A 16,140-nucleotide genomic window follows, 5' to 3' on the forward strand; every position below is an offset into this window, starting at 1 on the left:
GTCGTCCTGTGAAGTCACGTCAGATACCCAACCGCTTGCGCCCTTCCGCCTGTCCCGGGTTGTTGCGTGTCGTCCAGGCATTGGACGGTGGTATTTGCCGGATCAAACTCGACGGTGGCGCCATCCGTGCGCAACAGGCAATCGCTGTGGCCGATGCCGCTGAGCGTTACGCCAGCGGAGCGATCGAGGCGACCAACCGGGCCAACCTGCAGATCCGCGGCATTGGCAACGAGCGAGTGGTATTGATCGACTGCTTGCTGGCCGCCGGTTTGGGGCCACGCACGGCGGCCGGCGACGATGTGCGCAACCTGATGCTCAGCCCCGGCGCCGGAATCGATCGGCGCATGCTGCTTGACACCCGCCCGCTGGCCGGGCAGATCCTCGCCACACTGCAAAGCCACGAAGCTTTCCACGACCTGAGTGCCAAGTTCGCCGTGCAACTCGATGGCGGCGAAGACCTGGCGATGCTCGAGCATCCCCATGACCTGTGGCTCTCGGCGTTTCACCAGGGCAGTGAACAACGGCTGGCATTCGGTCTGGCGGGATGCCCGACGGACAGCCCCGTCGGTTCGGTTGCACTGGCGGACGGGCACGCGCTGGTGGTCGCGGTCCTTGAGTTGTTCCTTGAACTGGCGCGCCCCGAGCAGACACGGATGCGTCATTTGCTGGCCGAGTACCCGATCGAGGGCATGCAGCTTCGACTGGCCGAGCGAGTGCCGCTGCAAGCCGTTGTCGGTTGGCAGCGGGTTGCGGGCTCCAGTGATTTGCACTTGGGTGCGCATCCCCAGGCCGAGCCCGGAGTTGTCTATGTGGGGGCCGTGCCGCCACTGGGGCGGCTCGATCCGGCGATGCTGCGGGGCGTGGCGCAACTGTCACGGGAGTTCGGTGATGCCAGTCTGCGCTTCACACCCTGGCAAAGTCTGCTGTTGCCTAATGTCCGCACGAACAATGCCGCCGAAGTCATGGGGCGTTTGCAACGCTTGGGCTTGGCGTGTGAAGCCGGTCAGCCGTTGTCCCGGTTGATCGCCTGTACCGGTTCCAACGGTTGCGCCAAGGGGTTGGCCGAGACCAAGGGCGATGCCTTGCAACTGGCCGCGCTGCTGCACCGCCATGGACCGGCACAGACCATACACCTGAGCGGTTGCCCGCGTTCCTGCGCCGCCGCGCATACAGCGCCCGTCACATTACAGGCCGTCGCCCACGGTCACTACGATCTCTATTTTCGCGATGCAGCGCAGCCGGGTTTCGGCGCACTGCACGCACGCAATCTTACTATTGAAGCGGTCGCGGCCCTGCTCGACGCCCGCTCACGGAGCGCCCTTGATGCTTGATTACATCCGCGACGGTCAGGAGATCTATCGCAACTCCTTCGCGATCATTCGCGCCGAGGCCAACCTCGACCGAATCCCGGACGATCTGGAGAAACTCGCGGTTCGTGTCATTCACGCCTGCGGCATGGTCGAGGCCATCGATGGCCTGCAGTTTTCCGAAGGGGCGGGCAAGGCCGGGCGTGATGCGCTGGCGGCTGGCGCGCCGATTCTGTGCGATGCGCGGATGGTTTCCGAAGGCGTTACCCGCGCGCGGTTGCCGGCGAACAATCCGGTGATCTGCACCTTGCGCGACGAGAGCGTTCCGGAACTGGCCCGTGAATTGGGTAATACCCGTTCAGCCGCTGCGCTGGAACTGTGGCGTCCGCACCTGGAAGGCAGCGTGGTGGTCATCGGCAACGCCCCGACGGCACTGTTTTACCTGCTGGAAATGCTCGACGCCGGTGCGCCGAAACCGGCACTGATCCTCGGTTTTCCAGTGGGCTTCGTCGGCGCAGCCGAATCCAAGGCCGCGCTGGCGGCCGACAGCCGTGGCGTGCCTTTTGTCATTATGCAGGGACGCCTGGGCGGTAGCGCCATGGCTGCCGCTGCCGTCAATGCCCTCGCTACGGAGATCGAATGATGCAGCAACCTGGACGTTTGATCGGCCTCGGTGTCGGCCCCGGTGATCCGGAACTGATTACCGTCAAGGCCCTGCGTTTGCTGCGCGAATCCCCGGTGGTGGCGTACTTCGTGGCCAAGGGCAAGAAAGGCAACGCCTTCGGTATCATCGAGGCGCATCTGCAGGAAGCACAGAACCTGTTGCCGCTGGTGTACCCGGTGACCACCGAAGCTTTGCCGGCACCTCTGTCCTACGAGCAAGTGATCAGCGACTTCTATGATGACGCCGCCACAGAGCTGGCGATGCATCTTGATGCGGGCCGTGATGTGGCAGTGATCTGCGAGGGCGATCCGTTCTTCTACGGCTCCTACATGTACTTGCACGACCGGCTTGCCGAGCGTTATCAGGCTGAAGTCGTGCCGGGCGTGTGCTCGATGCTCGGCGGGGCCTCGGTGCTCGGTGCGCCGCTGGTGTATCGCAATCAGAGTCTGTCGGTGTTGTCCGGTGTGTTGCCGCACGACGAACTCAAGCGTCGCCTGGCCGATGCCGATGCGGCCGTCATCATGAAACTGGGGCGCAACTTTCCCAAGGTTCGCCAGGTGCTGGAAGAACTCGGCCTGGCCGAACGCGCGTTGTACGTCGAGCGCGCGACCATGGCCAATCAGAAGATCGTGCCGCTGGATCAGGTCGAGCCGATGTCCTCGCCGTACTTCTCGTTGATCATCGTTCCCGGTGAAAGGTGGCAAGGCTGATGACTCGTCCAGTTCCGGCGATTGTCATTCTCGGCAATGGCAGCCTCGCTACCGCACGCAGCATTCAGCAGGTGTACCCCGAAGCCCTGATCCATGGCCTGGCCGAACGGGTCGAAGGCGCGGATCGGGCCTATCACGAATTCGGCGCGACCTTGCGCGAGCTTTATCAACAGGGCACGCCGATCATTGCCCTGTGCGCGGCCGGGATCGTGATCCGCACCCTGGCGCCCTTGTTGCTCGAAAAAGGCGTTGAACCACCGGTATTGGCGGTGGCCGAAGACGGCAGCGCCGTGGTTCCACTGCTGGGTGGTCTTGGCGGAGTGAATGTGATGGCCCGGGAGATTGCCGCCTCGCTGGAAGTCGCCGCGGCGATTACCACCAGCGGCGAGTTGCGTTTCGGCACCTGCCTGCTCAACCCGCCCAGCGGTTATGCCCTTGGTGATCTGGAGCTGGGCAAGCGTTTTGTCTCCGATCTGTTGGCCGGCGAAACGGTGCGCATTGAGGGTGAAGCCCCGTGGCTGGTGCAGGCGCAGTTGCCCGAAGATGCGCAGGCTCGATTGGCGGTGCACGTCAGTCATGCCGAACGGGCTCCCGCGGCCAACGAATTGTTGATCTACCCGCGCAATGTGGTGGTCGCTGTGGATGCCGGCGTGGAGAGCATCGCGCAGGCGGTGCGCGACGCATTGCATCAGGCAAAAATTGCCGTGCAGTCGCTGGCTTGTCTTTTGGCTGCCGACATCGAAATGGCCAGCCCGGGGTTGCGCGAAGCGGCGCTTGAATTGGGTGTGCCGTTGCGCTTTGCCCAGGCTGAGATGGTGCTTGGCGAACGTCTGAGTACCGCCATTGGCCAGCCCGTTTCCATGCTTGATAGCGACACTGTTGCCATTGCGGTGGCAGAGCATCCGCTGGACCCGTTGCAAATCGGCCGCCCACGTGGACGGCTGGCGGTGATCGGCCTCGGGCCGGGCGCTGCTGAACTGATGGTGCCGGCCGTGAAGGCTGAACTGGCCCGCGCCAACGATGTATTGGGTTACGAAACCTACGTGCGCATGGCCGGGCCGTTTCGCGACGATCAGGTGCTGCATTGCACCGACAACCGTGAAGAGATGCAGCGCGCCCGACACGCTTTCGAGCTGGCGGCCCAAGGGCGTTCGGTGGTGGTGGTTTCATCAGGCGATCCAGGTGTTTTCGCCATGGCGGCGGCGGTGCTGGAGGCGCTGCACGAATCCACCGACGTCCATTGGCACAACGTCGATCTCGAGATTTTGCCGGGGGTTTCCGCCTCGCTGGCAACAGCGGCTCAGGCCGGTGCGCCGCTGGGGCATGACTTCTGTGTACTGTCGCTGTCGGATAACCTCAAGCCATGGTCGATCATTGAAAAACGTCTGGATCTGGCTGCGCAAGCTGATCTGGCAATGGCGTTCTACAATCCGATCTCGCGTTCCCGGCCTTGGCAACTGGGACGTGCGCTGGAGATCGTCGCCCAACATCGCGCACCTCAAACGCCAGTCGTGCTTGGGCGTGATGTCGGACGTCCGGGGCAAACATTACGGGTGACGACGCTCTCTCAATTGACTCCAGACCAGGTCGACATGCGGACCATGGTGTTGATTGGCTCATCCACGACTCGTGTGTTTCATCGTTCGCAAGGAATGTCGTGGGTTTATACACCGCGTAGTTATGGTGATAAATTAATTGATATTAACTAAGTGATATGACGGTTCAGTGCAGCGTTGCTCGAGCTGGATTGCTCGACAATGGCTGCGTGTTTGTAAGACTTTATGGTCGCTTACATATATCGACATTTAATCGGGTTTGATAGCGGGGTTGGGGTGGTTTAGATTCGTTTTGTCTCTATTGGAGGCTTAAACGAATTTAAAGGAGTTGCTCGATATGGATATTGCGGAAGGTTTTATCACTCACAAACAATGCACCGATATTGGGAAGGCGCGTCTTGCCAGGTCGAAGTCATTGTTGAATAGTGTCCCTCGTGTAGAAGCATTAACGTCGACCACTGCGTCGAGTTCACCCAAGGCATTGAACGAGTCTAGCCCTACCAAGGACTTGGATGCTTTGGTTTTGGGTAATGCGCTGATTGGTTATGGCGATAATATTTCGCTTGAAAATATGACGATTATCGAAAACCTCATAAAGTTTTCGAAGTTGGAGGCCGATCGCGAAACTAAAGATAGTCATAGCCCTGCCGCCTGGCACCGGGCCTTTCTCCAGTGTATGGAGGATATGGGGTGTTCTGTTCCCATCAACGCGAGTATCGAATACAAGAAAAGGACTGGCAGCGGGACAATGAAAAATGTTGTCACCACTATTATCCAGGCAGGCGTTGAAGCGGCAAAAAATGCCATTCCAGGTGCAACCGTGCTAGGTGCCGTTGCGGACAGCACGTTGTCAGCATTGGAAAAAGAACCTGAAACAATCAAGGTTTTCAACTATGAAGTGACCAAGGCCAAGGGTGTAAAACTGGCCTTGCTGCCTTGCGAGCAAACGAAGAACGGATTGGTTTTGGTTTCGTTTTCGTCCGTTAATCATGTTGGGGATCAAGTGGGTGCTGGTGTTTTGTTTTTGGATTTGAAAATTGCAAGTCTCGATATTTATCAGGGCTCCAACTTTCTCGCTTTTAATCCTTCTGCTTACGCTGAAGTAAAAGAGGATGTCGAATTTATCCTGGCGCAGAATCGAAAAGAAGTGTTGGCTAAAAGATTTCCGCGACGCAGGCATTGAACTCAACTAAGCCAGGGTCAGAGGCTGATGGTCTCTGGCCTGTTTGAAACAGAGGGAGAGGGGCTGCCCGGTTTGCATCATTGGCTGTTGCAAGGAGTGCGATGCAGGCATCGTGCAGTGGTGAGGTGCGTGGATGTTTCGAGTCCACTGGCCCCACGACTTGCCTGAACCGGAGCGCTTTGTGTTCAAGGCACCAAGTACCCCTTCACCCCGGTGAAGATGATCTGAGCCGCCAGTGCACACACGAACAACCCCATCAATCGGCTGACAATCTGCAACCCCTGGTCGCCGAGAATGCGTTCGATACGACCGGACAAAAACAGCACCACGCCCACGGTAAAACTGGCCAGGGCAATGCTGACAATGGCCGTGAGCTTGTCGTCCCAGTGCGGCTGGCTCACGCCCATCACCAGCAAGGCGCCGATGGTGCCGGGACCGACTGTCAGCGGGATGGTCAGTGGAACGATGGTGACATCCTGCTGCACGTTGTCGGTCTGTACCGCCGATTTGCCTTGTGCCATGCCCAGCGCCGAAATGAACAGCACACTGCCGGCGCCAATGCGGAATGCGTCCACGGTAATGCCGAAAACACTGAAAATTACTCGGCCGAACAGGTACAGCAGCACACTGGAGACCAGGGTGGCAACCGCTACTTTCCAGGCCAGCCGACGCTGTTCCTTGCGCGAATAACCACGGGTCAGGCTGATGAAGCAGGACAATACGAAGAATGGGCTGTAGAGCACCAGCATCTTCAGATAAACGCTGAACAACACATGGAGCATGGTGCCGGGCTCACTGGCAAGAAAAGTCGAGTGGGAGTCTATCAGGGGTTGCGGAGTCTGTCGGCTCAGGACGTTTGGGTTGTCGTGCGATTCTGCAGGTCACGCTGGGCGACCCAGTGCTCGATCAGTTCGCGCAACTGCGACAGCTCCACCGGCTTGGCCATGTGTCCGTCCATGCCGGCCTGGCGCGCGCGCTCTTTGTGTTCGGCAAGGATATGGGCGGTCAACGCCACCACAGGGGTGCGAGCCCGCTGGTTACCGACTTCCCATGCGCGCAATTGCTGGGTGGCCGAGAAGCCGTCGAGGATCGGCATTTCGCAATCCATCAGCACCAGGTCGTAACGCTGGGCTTTCATCGCCTGCAGGGCTTCTTCGCCATTGCAGGCGGTATCCGGTTGCAGGTTGAGCTTGCTCAGCATGCCGCGGATCACCTTGGTCGAGATGCTGTTGTCTTCAGCCACCAGAATGCGGAAGTCGCAAGGGACCTTGACCGGCAGCGTCGGGCCGATTGGTACGGGCTGGGTCGCGACGAGCCCTTTGTTGCGCTGGGTCAGTTCGTCGGCCAGGGTGGTTTTTAGGGTGTAGCCGGCAACCGGCTTGGCGAGGATGCGCTTGATCCCGGAGTTGCGCGCGATGATCTTGCTCGGTGCGTTGCTGATGCCGGTGAGCATGATCAGCAGGATGTCATGGTTCAGGCTCGGGTCTTCCTTGATCTTGGCCGCCAGTTGCATGCCGGTCATGCCGGGCATGTTCTGATCCAGCAGGACCACATCGAAGTAATCACGCAAATGAGCCTTGGTACGCAACAGGGCCAGCGCTTCCTTGCCGGAAGGCGCGGCGCTGACATTCAGGCCCCAGGCGCTGCATTGTTGCACCAGGACCTTGCGACAGGTCTCATTGTCGTCCACCACCAATACCCGCGCACCTTGCAGCGGGCCGTCGAGGTCGGAGGTCGGGTGTTCCAGGCGATCCGGGTCCAGTGGCAGGGTCAGCCACAGGGTGCTGCCCTGGTTGTTGCCGCTCTTGATCCCGAATTCCCCCTGCATCAGGCGGATCAGTTGGCGGGCAATCACCAGCCCCAGGTTGCCGCCCAGCCGGGTGGCCGAAAGAAAATGCCGGCTGTGCAGTTCGGCGTGCATCAGGGCGTCGCGTTCTTCGGCGTCCATGGGCTCGCCGCTGTCCTGCACGGCGATACGCAGGCGTGGTTTGGTGTTGCGTTCGTCGAGCGCCACGACGATCAGGATTTCGCCTTCATCGGTTTTTTTCAGGGCGTTTTCAAGCAGGCTCAACAGCGTCTGGCGCAAGCGTGTCGGGTCACCGCTGATCACTCGCGGCACTTGCGGCTGGATGAAGCTGATCAACTCGACATTTTGCTGCTCGGCCTTGGCGCGGAAGATACTCAGGCAGTCTTCGATCAGTGCGTTGAGGTCGAACTGCACATCGTCCAGTTCGATCTGTCCGGACTCGAGTTTGGAGATGTCGAGAATTTCGTTGATCAGCGTCAGCAGTTCGTTACCGGCGCTGTGGATCGTCTGTACATAGTCGCGTTGCTTGACCGAAAGCGGTGTACCCAGCAACAGCTCGGTCATGCCGAGGACACCATTCATCGGGGTCCGGATCTCATGGCTGATCTTCGCCAGGAACTCGGCCTTGGCGTTGATCTCTGCGTTGCTGGCCGCCAGGTCACGACTGATGCTGAAGCGGTCTTCGGTGATGCGGCGCTGGCGCTCGCTCAACGCAATGCTCATCAACAGGCCGCTGATGCAGATGAACACCAGCAAGGTAGTGATCAGGCCATTGGGTTCGACCAGGGTCAGCCCCAACAGGGCGGGCAGGATGACCAGTGTCCCGAGGTTGAACACCACCATGGCCGCCACGAAGAGGCGAGCCGGGCGATAACCTTTTTGCCAGTGATAGGCGCTGATGAACAGCATGGTCAGGCCCGCCAACGCCACCAGGCCGTAGGTGATGAAGTTCAGCGGCAAGGTATTGACGAACAGCAGCATCAGCCCGCACGCGGTGATGAGCAGGACCTCGCCAAGCAGCAATCGGTTCAGCGGATGCGGCCCGAGCGGGGCGAAGAAGCGATAGGCAAGCATCAGGCCGCAGGGCGCGGTCATTATCAATGCCAGGTAAGCCCCTGGCGTTTGCAGTGCATGCCAGTCCGGCAGCCAGGGGCCGGCGAGGTTCAGCAACAACAGCAGGCTGAGCATCAACAAACCTTCGCACGCCGCCAACCAGAGGGCGCTGCGCGAGCGGGTGTAGGCGTAGCGGATGAGGTTGTGCAGGATCAGCATGGCGATGCAACCGAACAGCAGACCATAGATCAGCGTCTGGTTCTGGTTGGCGGCCGAGAGGATCGCCGATTGCAGGGTGATATAGGGCCGTAACTGGTGGTCGGAGGCCAGTCGCAGGTATACGTCGAGAGGGGTGTCGCTTTGCGGCAGGGCCAGCATGAAGTCGTTGCTGGGCAGTGGTCGCTCGGATTGGGGGCGTTCGTTGCCCGTGCTGGATTGATCGATCAGCTTGTCGCCGTCCAGTACGTACATGTTGAACTGGCGCAAGTCAGGCGCGAACACGCGCAGCAACTGTTCGTGCTTACCCGGTGCAAGCCTGAATCGCAACCATAGCGCGCCATCGGGTTCGGCCGCGGTAATGCGGTCGAGTTCGATAGGGCTGAATTGATTGGTGTAGCGCGCGGAACGGATGTCGCTCAGTTGCAGGTCGCCCTGTTCGTCGAGCAATACCGCCCAGCCACTGCCTTGCGCGGCCTGGGCCGGTAGCATGCAGAGCAAGGTCAGCAAAGTGACGGTCAAGCTTATGGCAATCCTGAGCCAGCGCACGGCGAAATCCCTTCGTTAGGTTGATGCCAGAATATAACGATGCGCGGCGCCGGAATAGCCAGGCAATAAACGGTGTTCATTGCCTGGCGCGGTGTTTGCCTTATTCCTGATTTTCGCCACGCTCGCGGGCAATGGCACGGTAGCCAATGTCCTTGCGATAGAAACAGCCTTCCCAGTCAATCGATGCCGCCAGCTTGTAGGCCTGCTGCTGTGCAGCGTCGACACTGGTACCCATGGCCGTGGCGCAAAGCACCCGACCACCGGCCGTTACGACTTGGCCGTCCTTGAGCGCGGTGCCGGCGTGGAAGACTTTGCCTTCCAGTGCAGCCGCTGCATCCAGGCCATTGATGGTCACGCCTTTGGCGTAGTCACCAGGATAGCCGCCTGCGGCCAGCACGATACCAACGCTCGGGCGTGGATCCCATTGTGCTTCTACCTTGTCCAGCGCCTGGGCCAGGGCGGCCTCGACCAGCAGCACCAGGCTCGACTGCAGGCGCAGCATCACCGGTTGGGTCTCAGGGTCGCCGAAGCGGCAGTTGAATTCGATGACTTTTGGGTTACCAGCCTTGTCGATCATCAGGCCGGCATACAGGAAACCAGTGTAGACGTTGCCTTCCTCGGCCATGCCGCGCACGGTCGGCCAGATCACCAGGTCCATGACACGCTTGTGCACTTCGGCGGTGACCACTGGCGCGGGGGAGTAAGCACCCATGCCGCCGGTGTTCGGACCGGTGTCGCCGTCGCCGACGCGTTTGTGGTCCTGGCTGGTGGCCATCGGCAGCACATTCTTGCCGTCGACCATCACGATGAAACTGGCTTCTTCGCCGTCCAGGAACTCTTCGATGACCACGCGCGAACCCGCATCGCCAAAGGCGTTGCCCGCCAGCATGTCGCGCACGGCGTCTTCGGCTTCGGCCAGGGTCATGGCGACGATCACGCCTTTACCGGCGGCCAGGCCATCGGCCTTGATCACGATCGGAGCGCCTTTTTCACGCAGGTAAGCCAGGGCCGGCTCGATTTCGGTGAAGTTCTGGTAGTCGGCAGTCGGGATCTTGTGGCGCGCCAGGAAGTCCTTGGTGAAGGCTTTCGAACCTTCCAGCTGTGCGGCGCCAGCGGTCGGGCCGAAGCAGTCCAGGCCACGGCTGCGGAACAGGTCCACAACACCGGCCACCAGCGGCACTTCAGGGCCAACGATGGTCAGGGAAACGTTTTTCTCGGCAAAGTCTGCCAGTTGCTCAAGCGCCAGTACGTCGATGGCGACGTTCTCGCATTTTGCTTCGATGGCGGTACCGGCGTTGCCCGGTGCCACGAACACTTTCTGCACGCGCGGATCCTGAGCCACTTTCCAGGCCAGGGCGTGTTCACGGCCACCGCTGCCAATGATCAAAACATTCATTTCAAAAACCTCGGATGACGCTAATTCTGTTTTAGAACCTAAAGCGCTTTACGCCCTAGGAGGTTGCAATGACGCCGGTAGATGCAAGGCGGAGCCCACCTCGATGAGCGGAGTTGCCTTTTGGCAATGAGCATCATCGAGGTGGGCTCCAACGCAGCAGATGCCGGCGTCAGTGCGACCGTTGCCGTATTAGTGACGGAAGTGGCGCATGCCGGTGAACACCATCGCGATGCCAGCTTCATCGGCAGCAGCAATCACTTCAGCATCACGCATCGAGCCGCCTGGTTGGATCACGGCAGTCACGCCCGCCTTGGCCGCATTGTCCAGACCGTCGCGGAACGGGAAGAAAGCGTCGGAAGCCATCACCGAACCGGCTACCTGCAAGCCGGCATGTTCGGCCTTGATCGCGGCGATACGCGCGGAGTTCACGCGGCTCATCTGGCCGGCGCCGACACCGATGGTCTGACGGTTCTTGGCGTAGACGATAGCGTTGGACTTCACGTACTTGGCGACTTTCCAGGCGAAGATCAGGTCGTGGATTTCCTGTTCGGTCGGAGCGCGTTTGGTCACGACCTTCAGGTCATCGGCACCGATCATGCCGATGTCGCGGCTCTGTACCAGCAGGCCACCGTTGACACGCTTGTAGTCCCAGGCCGCAGCGCGGTCAGCCGACCACTCGCCGCACGCCAACAGACGCACATTGGCTTTGGCCGCAACGATGGCACGGGCTTCTTCGCTCACGCTTGGGGCGATGATCACTTCAACGAACTGACGTTCGACGATCGCCTTGGCGGTCTCGGCATCCAGTTCACGGTTGAAGGCGATGATGCCGCCGAACGCCGACTCGGTGTCGGTAGCGTAGGCCAGTTCATAGGCCTGACGGATACCGCCTTCGGCATCAGGGCTGACGGCCACGCCGCACGGGTTGGCGTGCTTGACGATCACGCAAGCAGGCTTGACGAAGCTCTTCACGCATTCCAGCGCAGCGTCGGTGTCGGCCACGTTGTTGTACGACAGTTCTTTGCCCTGCAGTTGGGTCGCGGTGGCGATGCCGACTTCAGCAGGCTTGGCCTCAACGTAGAACGCCGCGCTCTGGTGCGGGTTCTCGCCGTAGCGCATTTCCTGGGCCTTGATGAACTGGCTGTTGAAGGTGCGCGGGAACTCGCTGCGACCTTCCGTGCTCAGTGTCTCGGCAGCCTGGTTCACGGTGCCCATGTAGTTGGCGATCATGCCGTCGTAGGCGGCAGTGTGTTCGAAGGCCTTGAGCATCAGGTCGAAACGCTGTGCGTAGGTCAGGCCGCCGGCTTTCAGGTTTTCCAGTACGTTGGCGTAATCGCTGGCGTTCACCACGATCGCTACGTCTTTATGGTTTTTCGCTGCCGAACGAACCATGGTCGGGCCGCCGATGTCGATGTTCTCGATGGCGGTCGGGAGGTCGCAGCCTGGCTTGTTGATGGTGGCTTCGAACGGGTACAGGTTGACCGCTACCAGGTCGATCGGCTTGATGCCGTGCTCGTTCATGATAGCGTCGTCGATACCGCGACGACCGAGGATCCCGCCGTGGATTTTCGGGTGCAGGGTCTTCACCCGGCCGTCCATCATTTCGGCAAAACCTGTGTAATCCGCGACTTCCACTGCGGCAACGCCGTTGTCCCGCAGCAGCTTGAACGTCCCGCCGGTGGAGAGGATCTCGACGCCCAGGGCTTCAAGCTCCTTGGCGAATTCGAGGATCCCGGTCTTGTCGGAAACGCTGATCAAGGCGCGGCGGATCGGCAGGCGGGTAGTCTGGTCGGTCATCTCAATTTCCATCAAAAGCAAAGGAAGTCAGCAAAAAAGGCGACCGGTTTTACGCGGGCGCCTTTCTGGTTTGATTGAATGCTTACAGCAAGTCGTACTGCTTGAGTTTCTTGCGCAGCGTGCCCCGGTTCAGTCCGAGCATCTCGCTGGCCTTGGTCTGGTTGCCCTTGACGTAGTTCATCACGCACTCGAGCAGGGGAGCCTCGACTTCGGAGAGCACCAGGTTGTACACATCCGTGACGGCAGCGCCCTCAAGGTGGGCGAAATAATTGTGCAGCGCCTTCTCGACACTCCCGCGAAGGGTCTGGCCTTCTTCGCTTGGCGTATTGAGGTGCTGTTTCAAATTCACGTTGTCGCTCACGGGTGTTGTTCCACTCACTAAAGTCTCGGTCATCATCGTCATGCGGCCACCCACTCTCCGTCCCCTGTCAGGCTCTTGTAACGCTCGGCGAAAAACGCCCGAACGTTGGCGCATTGTGTATCCGTACCATCCAAACGATTGAAGTGGGCGCGAAACTCCCTGGCGCCCGGCAGGGTTGCGAGATACCAGCCCACATGCTTTCGAGCAATGCGCACACCCATGACATCGCCATAGAAGGCGTGCAGGGCGGCCAGATGCTCTAGCAGAATGCGTTCCACCTCGATCAGTTCCAGCGCCGGGAGTTTCTCGCCGGTACGCAGGAAATGGTCGATCTCGCGAAAAATCCATGGCCGCCCTTGGGCAGCCCGGCCAATCAACAGGCCATCGGCACCGGTCGCGTCGAGCACGTACCGGGCTTTTTCCGGCGAATCAATATCGCCATTGGCGAAGACCGGAATCGACACAGCCTGCTTGATTGCGGCAATGGTGTCGTACTCGGCTTCACCGGTGTACAGGTCGGCACGGGTGCGGCCATGCACCGCCAACGCCGTTATGCCTGCCTGCTCGGCGATCTTCGCCACCGTAAGGCCATTCTTGTTGTCCCGGTCCCAACCGGTCCGGATCTTCAGGGTAACCGGCACATCGACCGCAGCCACGACGGCCTGCAGGATCTCGGTGACCAGGGGTTCATCCTTCAACAGTGCGGAACCGGCAGCCTTGTTGCAGACTTTTTTTGCCGGACAGCCCATGTTGATATCAATGATCTGCGCGCCCATTTCAACGTTGGCACGGGCGGCGTCCGCCAGCATCTGCGCGTCCCCACCGGCGATCTGTACCGAGCGTGGCTCGGGATCACCTTCGTGGATCATGCGCATGCGCGACTTGCGGGTGTTCCACAAACTCATGTCGCTGGTGACCATTTCCGAGACGACCAGTCCCGCGCCCAAGCGCTTGCACAGCTGACGAAAGGGCTGGTCGGTGACGCCCGCCATGGGGGCGAGAATCAAGCTGTTATGTAATGTGTATGGGCCGATGCGTACCGCCGACATAGGACTTCCCTGTTGTGGGGCCGGATCATGAGAGTTCGAAAAAGGGTTGGCATGATACCCGCTCTCGATGACTGGATAAAGGCTGAATTGAACAAATTCTGAACAGTTATTCTGTTATTACTCGTGGTTTGGTTGGCCAGGAGCAGTCAGAAAGCCGACGTTAATCCGGGAGCAATGAAGCGTTTCACTCCGGAGAGTGAAAGCTCAGACTGTAGTTCACGGCCTTGGCACCTGGGTCGAGAATGTCCAGGGCGATGTGGATCGGCGTTTGCGGAGGCATCTCCGCCATACCTTCGAGATCGCCATTGAGGTACTCGCCTGGCTTGAAGCGACGGCTGGCGATCAGGTGGCCATTGAGGTCGGCGAAGCGCAGTTCCAGCAACGGGAAGGGCTGGGAGAAGGGCGCGCGGTTATAGATGATCGCATCGACCACCAGGGCGCCATTGAACTCGGGGTGGCTGCGCACCACCAGGTTGCTGCTTTTGATCTTCGCGATGTCGACTTTGGAGGGCACGGTGCAACCGATTTGCGGGCACAGTTGCTGGAACCACGGGCGATATTGATCCTGTCGCGCCAGCTCGTCGAAATGGTAGGCGATGTACTGGCCGGCGAGGGCGCCAGCGGCAATCAGCACCAGCAGCAACCAGAACAGCCGTCGGCCCCAGGGCGAGCGGCGTTTTTGCCAGTCCAGTTGCAGTGGGTCGTCGGTCAGGTCTTGCAACATTTCGGCGCGCACGCCCGGCTCGCTGCGTTCGCGTCGCTTGCGCAGGGGTTCGATCGAGGGCAGGTTGTCGTCGATTTCGCTCTCGTCGGCGGTCGACAGGCGCTCGTGGTTCAGTGGCGCATCGAGAGGGTCGTGTAATCGCAAATGGGGTGGTTGCGGTTCGTCGTCGAGATCAACCGGCTCCAGGGACAGCGAAGGTTCAGTGCGCGAGGCCTTGCTCAGTTCGTCCATCGGCTCTGGCGTTTCAAGGCTGTCGAGCGGTTCGTCGAGTAGCGCACGGTCGGCCGCCGACTCACTGAACAGGCTGTCGGACCACGGCTCGTTGTCATCATGCTCGTTGCTGTCGCGACGGGCGCTCAGCGAGTCCTCGCGATGGCGACCGAGTTCGGTGGTCGGCTGGATTTCCCGCTGTTCGAGCCGAGCGAGCTCTTCGTCGAGGTCGAGGCTGTCCAGGTCCAGCTCCGTAGCGCTCCATTGCTTTTGGCTGATGGCGCGCGGCTGTGTTGGTTCAAGGGGCTCCTCGGGCTGCGCAGGCGGGAGCGGCATCGCGACCGGTGCTTCCTTGCCTGCCTGCTCAAGCAGCTGCCTGGCGGCATTGAACACCTGCAGGCAGGAGCCGCAACGAACCACCCCGCGAGCCACGCTCAACTGGGCATGGCTGACGCGGAAGCTGGTTTGGCAATGCGGGCACTGGGTGACGAAGCTATCGGTCATGCGGCGATCCGGATTATGCAGACGCTCATTCTAACGCCGACGGCCTGTGATGCGCACCCAGCCATCGCGATTGGCGATCGGGTCCAGATCGAAGTCCTTGGCGTAGGCGGCAGCGACTTCGTCACCCTGTTCGGCGAGGATGCCCGACAGCGCCAGGCGACCGCCCGACTTGACCAGACCGGACAATTGCGGCGCCAGGGAAACCAGCGGGCCGGCGAGAATGTTGGCCACCAGCACGTCGGCCTGCACCTGCGGCAGGTCTTGCGGCAGATACAGTGGAAACAGCTCATCGGCGATACCGTTGCGCCCGGCGTTGTCGCGGGAGGCTTCCAGTGCCTGCACGTCGATATCGGTACCGACGGCTTCCCTGGCGCCCAGCAGCAGGGCGGCAATTGCCAGAATCCCCGAGCCGCAACCGAAGTCCAGCACGTTGCAGTCCTTCAGGTCCTGACCGTCGAGCCATTCCAGGCACAGTGCGGTGGTCGGGTGGGTGCCGGTGCCGAATGCCAGGCCCGGGTCCAGCAGCAGATTCACCGCGCCAGGTTCCGGTGCGGCGTGCCAGCTTGGCACGATCCACAGGCGCTGGCCGAATTGCATTGGCCGGAAACCGTCCATCCAGCTGCGTTCCCAGTCCTGGTCTTCAATCACTTCGCTGTGGTGCTCGGGCAGCGGGCTGCCGGTCAACAGTTCCAGATGGGCCAGTACCGGGCCTGGCTCGGTGCCACCTTCGAACAGGGCCAGCAGGTGCGTGTGGGACCACAGCGGCGTGGTGTTGAGTTCCGGCTCGAAGATCGGCTGATCTTCGGCGTCCATGAAGGTCACCGATACGGCGCCCACTTCAAGGAAAGCGTCTTCATAGGTTTCGGCTTGTTCTGGGCTGATGGCGAGGCGTACTTGCAGCCAAGGCATGGCGGGCACCTTTGAAAAATATTGATTGCAGCCTGGCGGACTGCGAGAAGGGCGCAAGTTTACGCGAGCGCAGAGGTTTTGTGGGAGTGGCTTGCCCTGTACATCGGTACATGCCCCTGGGGGGGCGGTGTTCGGTCAGATGAAA

At 60.4% G+C, this 16,140-nt stretch carries 13 protein-coding genes; 5 read left to right on the plus strand and 8 right to left on the minus strand.

Annotated features, from left to right (window positions below):
- Window positions 1-23 precede the first annotated feature (23 nt).
- From cobG to ACM6J5_RS12145, 5 genes are all read left to right on the plus strand, one after another.
- Window positions 24-1,331 carry a precorrin-3B synthase gene (gene cobG, locus ACM6J5_RS12125; protein ID WP_414928600.1) on the plus strand — a complete coding sequence of 436 codons (1,308 nt, stop codon included), beginning with the start codon at window positions 24-26 and terminating at the stop codon, window positions 1,329-1,331.
- Complete coding sequence (locus ACM6J5_RS12130; RefSeq protein WP_095944211.1) at window positions 1,324-1,950, plus strand: precorrin-8X methylmutase; 627 nt, start codon at window positions 1,324-1,326, stop codon at window positions 1,948-1,950. The genes cobG and ACM6J5_RS12130 overlap by 8 nt, the downstream gene beginning before the upstream one ends.
- A complete protein-coding gene (locus ACM6J5_RS12135; protein WP_095944240.1) occupies window positions 1,950-2,681 on the plus strand; it encodes a precorrin-2 C(20)-methyltransferase in 732 nt (243 codons plus the stop codon). Before ACM6J5_RS12130 ends, ACM6J5_RS12135 begins: the two co-directional genes overlap by 1 nt.
- The gene (cobJ, locus tag ACM6J5_RS12140) at window positions 2,681-4,390 is read left to right on the plus strand and encodes a precorrin-3B C(17)-methyltransferase (RefSeq protein WP_414928581.1); all 1,710 of its coding nucleotides are present in this window, start codon (window positions 2,681-2,683) and stop codon (window positions 4,388-4,390) included. Before ACM6J5_RS12135 ends, cobJ begins: the two co-directional genes overlap by 1 nt.
- A 184-nt stretch (window positions 4,391-4,574) precedes the next feature.
- Window positions 4,575-5,420 (plus strand): hypothetical protein, encoded by an 846-nt coding sequence (locus ACM6J5_RS12145; protein WP_414928582.1) that lies wholly within the window; start codon window positions 4,575-4,577, stop codon window positions 5,418-5,420.
- Window positions 5,421-5,605: 185 nt separating this feature from the next.
- On the opposite strand, the gene ACM6J5_RS12150 is transcribed toward ACM6J5_RS12145, so the two are convergent.
- The 8 genes from ACM6J5_RS12150 to prmA form a co-directional block, all read right to left on the minus strand.
- Complete coding sequence (locus tag ACM6J5_RS12150) at window positions 5,606-6,202, minus strand: MarC family protein (protein WP_008053960.1); 597 nt, start codon at window positions 6,200-6,202, stop codon at window positions 5,606-5,608.
- A 65-nt stretch (window positions 6,203-6,267) separates the two neighbouring features.
- The gene (locus tag ACM6J5_RS12155; RefSeq protein ID WP_414928583.1) at window positions 6,268-9,045 is read right to left on the minus strand and encodes a response regulator; all 2,778 of its coding nucleotides are present in this window, start codon (window positions 9,043-9,045) and stop codon (window positions 6,268-6,270) included.
- Window positions 9,046-9,145: 100 nt separating this feature from the next.
- On the minus strand, window positions 9,146-10,441 hold the full coding sequence (gene purD / locus ACM6J5_RS12160; RefSeq protein WP_414928584.1) for a phosphoribosylamine--glycine ligase: 1,296 nt from the start codon (window positions 10,439-10,441) through the stop codon (window positions 9,146-9,148).
- Between the two features lie 189 nt (window positions 10,442-10,630).
- Entirely contained in the window at window positions 10,631-12,238 is a 1,608-nt protein-coding gene (gene purH, locus ACM6J5_RS12165) for a bifunctional phosphoribosylaminoimidazolecarboxamide formyltransferase/IMP cyclohydrolase (protein ID WP_150673167.1), read from the minus strand.
- 82 nt (window positions 12,239-12,320) lie between these two features.
- The gene (gene fis / locus ACM6J5_RS12170; RefSeq protein WP_015093301.1) at window positions 12,321-12,641 is read right to left on the minus strand and encodes a DNA-binding transcriptional regulator Fis; all 321 of its coding nucleotides are present in this window, start codon (window positions 12,639-12,641) and stop codon (window positions 12,321-12,323) included.
- On the minus strand, window positions 12,638-13,648 hold the full coding sequence (gene dusB, locus ACM6J5_RS12175; protein ID WP_008016791.1) for a tRNA dihydrouridine synthase DusB: 1,011 nt from the start codon (window positions 13,646-13,648) through the stop codon (window positions 12,638-12,640). Before dusB ends, fis begins: the two co-directional genes overlap by 4 nt.
- A gap of 184 nt (window positions 13,649-13,832) precedes the next feature.
- The gene (locus ACM6J5_RS12180; RefSeq protein WP_414928585.1) at window positions 13,833-15,086 is read right to left on the minus strand and encodes a DUF3426 domain-containing protein; all 1,254 of its coding nucleotides are present in this window, start codon (window positions 15,084-15,086) and stop codon (window positions 13,833-13,835) included.
- A gap of 30 nt (window positions 15,087-15,116) precedes the next feature.
- Complete coding sequence (gene prmA, locus ACM6J5_RS12185) at window positions 15,117-15,995, minus strand: 50S ribosomal protein L11 methyltransferase (protein WP_414928586.1); 879 nt, start codon at window positions 15,993-15,995, stop codon at window positions 15,117-15,119.
- Window positions 15,996-16,140: the final 145 nt, after the last annotated feature.

The sequence above is a fragment of the Pseudomonas sp. IT-P74 genome (assembly GCF_949768175.1).
Lineage (GTDB): Bacteria > Pseudomonadota > Gammaproteobacteria > Pseudomonadales > Pseudomonadaceae > Aquipseudomonas.

Bases quoted from the DNA above. Each gene is read 5' to 3' on its own strand.
- ACM6J5_RS12135 (WP_095944240.1), top strand. From the start codon at position 1,950: ATGCAGCAACCTGGACGTTTGATCGGCCTCGGTGTCGGCCCCGGTGAT.
- ACM6J5_RS12130 (WP_095944211.1), top strand. From the start codon at position 1,324: ATGCTTGATTACATCCGCGACGGTCAGGAGATCTATCGCAACTCCTTC.
- prmA (WP_414928586.1), bottom strand. From the start codon at position 15,995: ATGCCTTGGCTGCAAGTACGCCTCGCCATCAGCCCAGAACAAGCCGAA.
- ACM6J5_RS12145 (WP_414928582.1), top strand. From the start codon at position 4,575: ATGGATATTGCGGAAGGTTTTATCACTCACAAACAATGCACCGATATT.
- ACM6J5_RS12150 (WP_008053960.1), bottom strand. From the start codon at position 6,202: ATGCTCCATGTGTTGTTCAGCGTTTATCTGAAGATGCTGGTGCTCTAC.
- purH (WP_150673167.1), bottom strand. From the start codon at position 12,238: ATGACCGACCAGACTACCCGCCTGCCGATCCGCCGCGCCTTGATCAGC.
- ACM6J5_RS12180 (WP_414928585.1), bottom strand. From the start codon at position 15,086: ATGACCGATAGCTTCGTCACCCAGTGCCCGCATTGCCAAACCAGCTTC.
- purD (WP_414928584.1), bottom strand. From the start codon at position 10,441: ATGAATGTTTTGATCATTGGCAGCGGTGGCCGTGAACACGCCCTGGCC.
- dusB (WP_008016791.1), bottom strand. From the start codon at position 13,648: ATGTCGGCGGTACGCATCGGCCCATACACATTACATAACAGCTTGATT.
- cobJ (WP_414928581.1), top strand. From the start codon at position 2,681: ATGACTCGTCCAGTTCCGGCGATTGTCATTCTCGGCAATGGCAGCCTC.
- fis (WP_015093301.1), bottom strand. From the start codon at position 12,641: ATGACGATGATGACCGAGACTTTAGTGAGTGGAACAACACCCGTGAGC.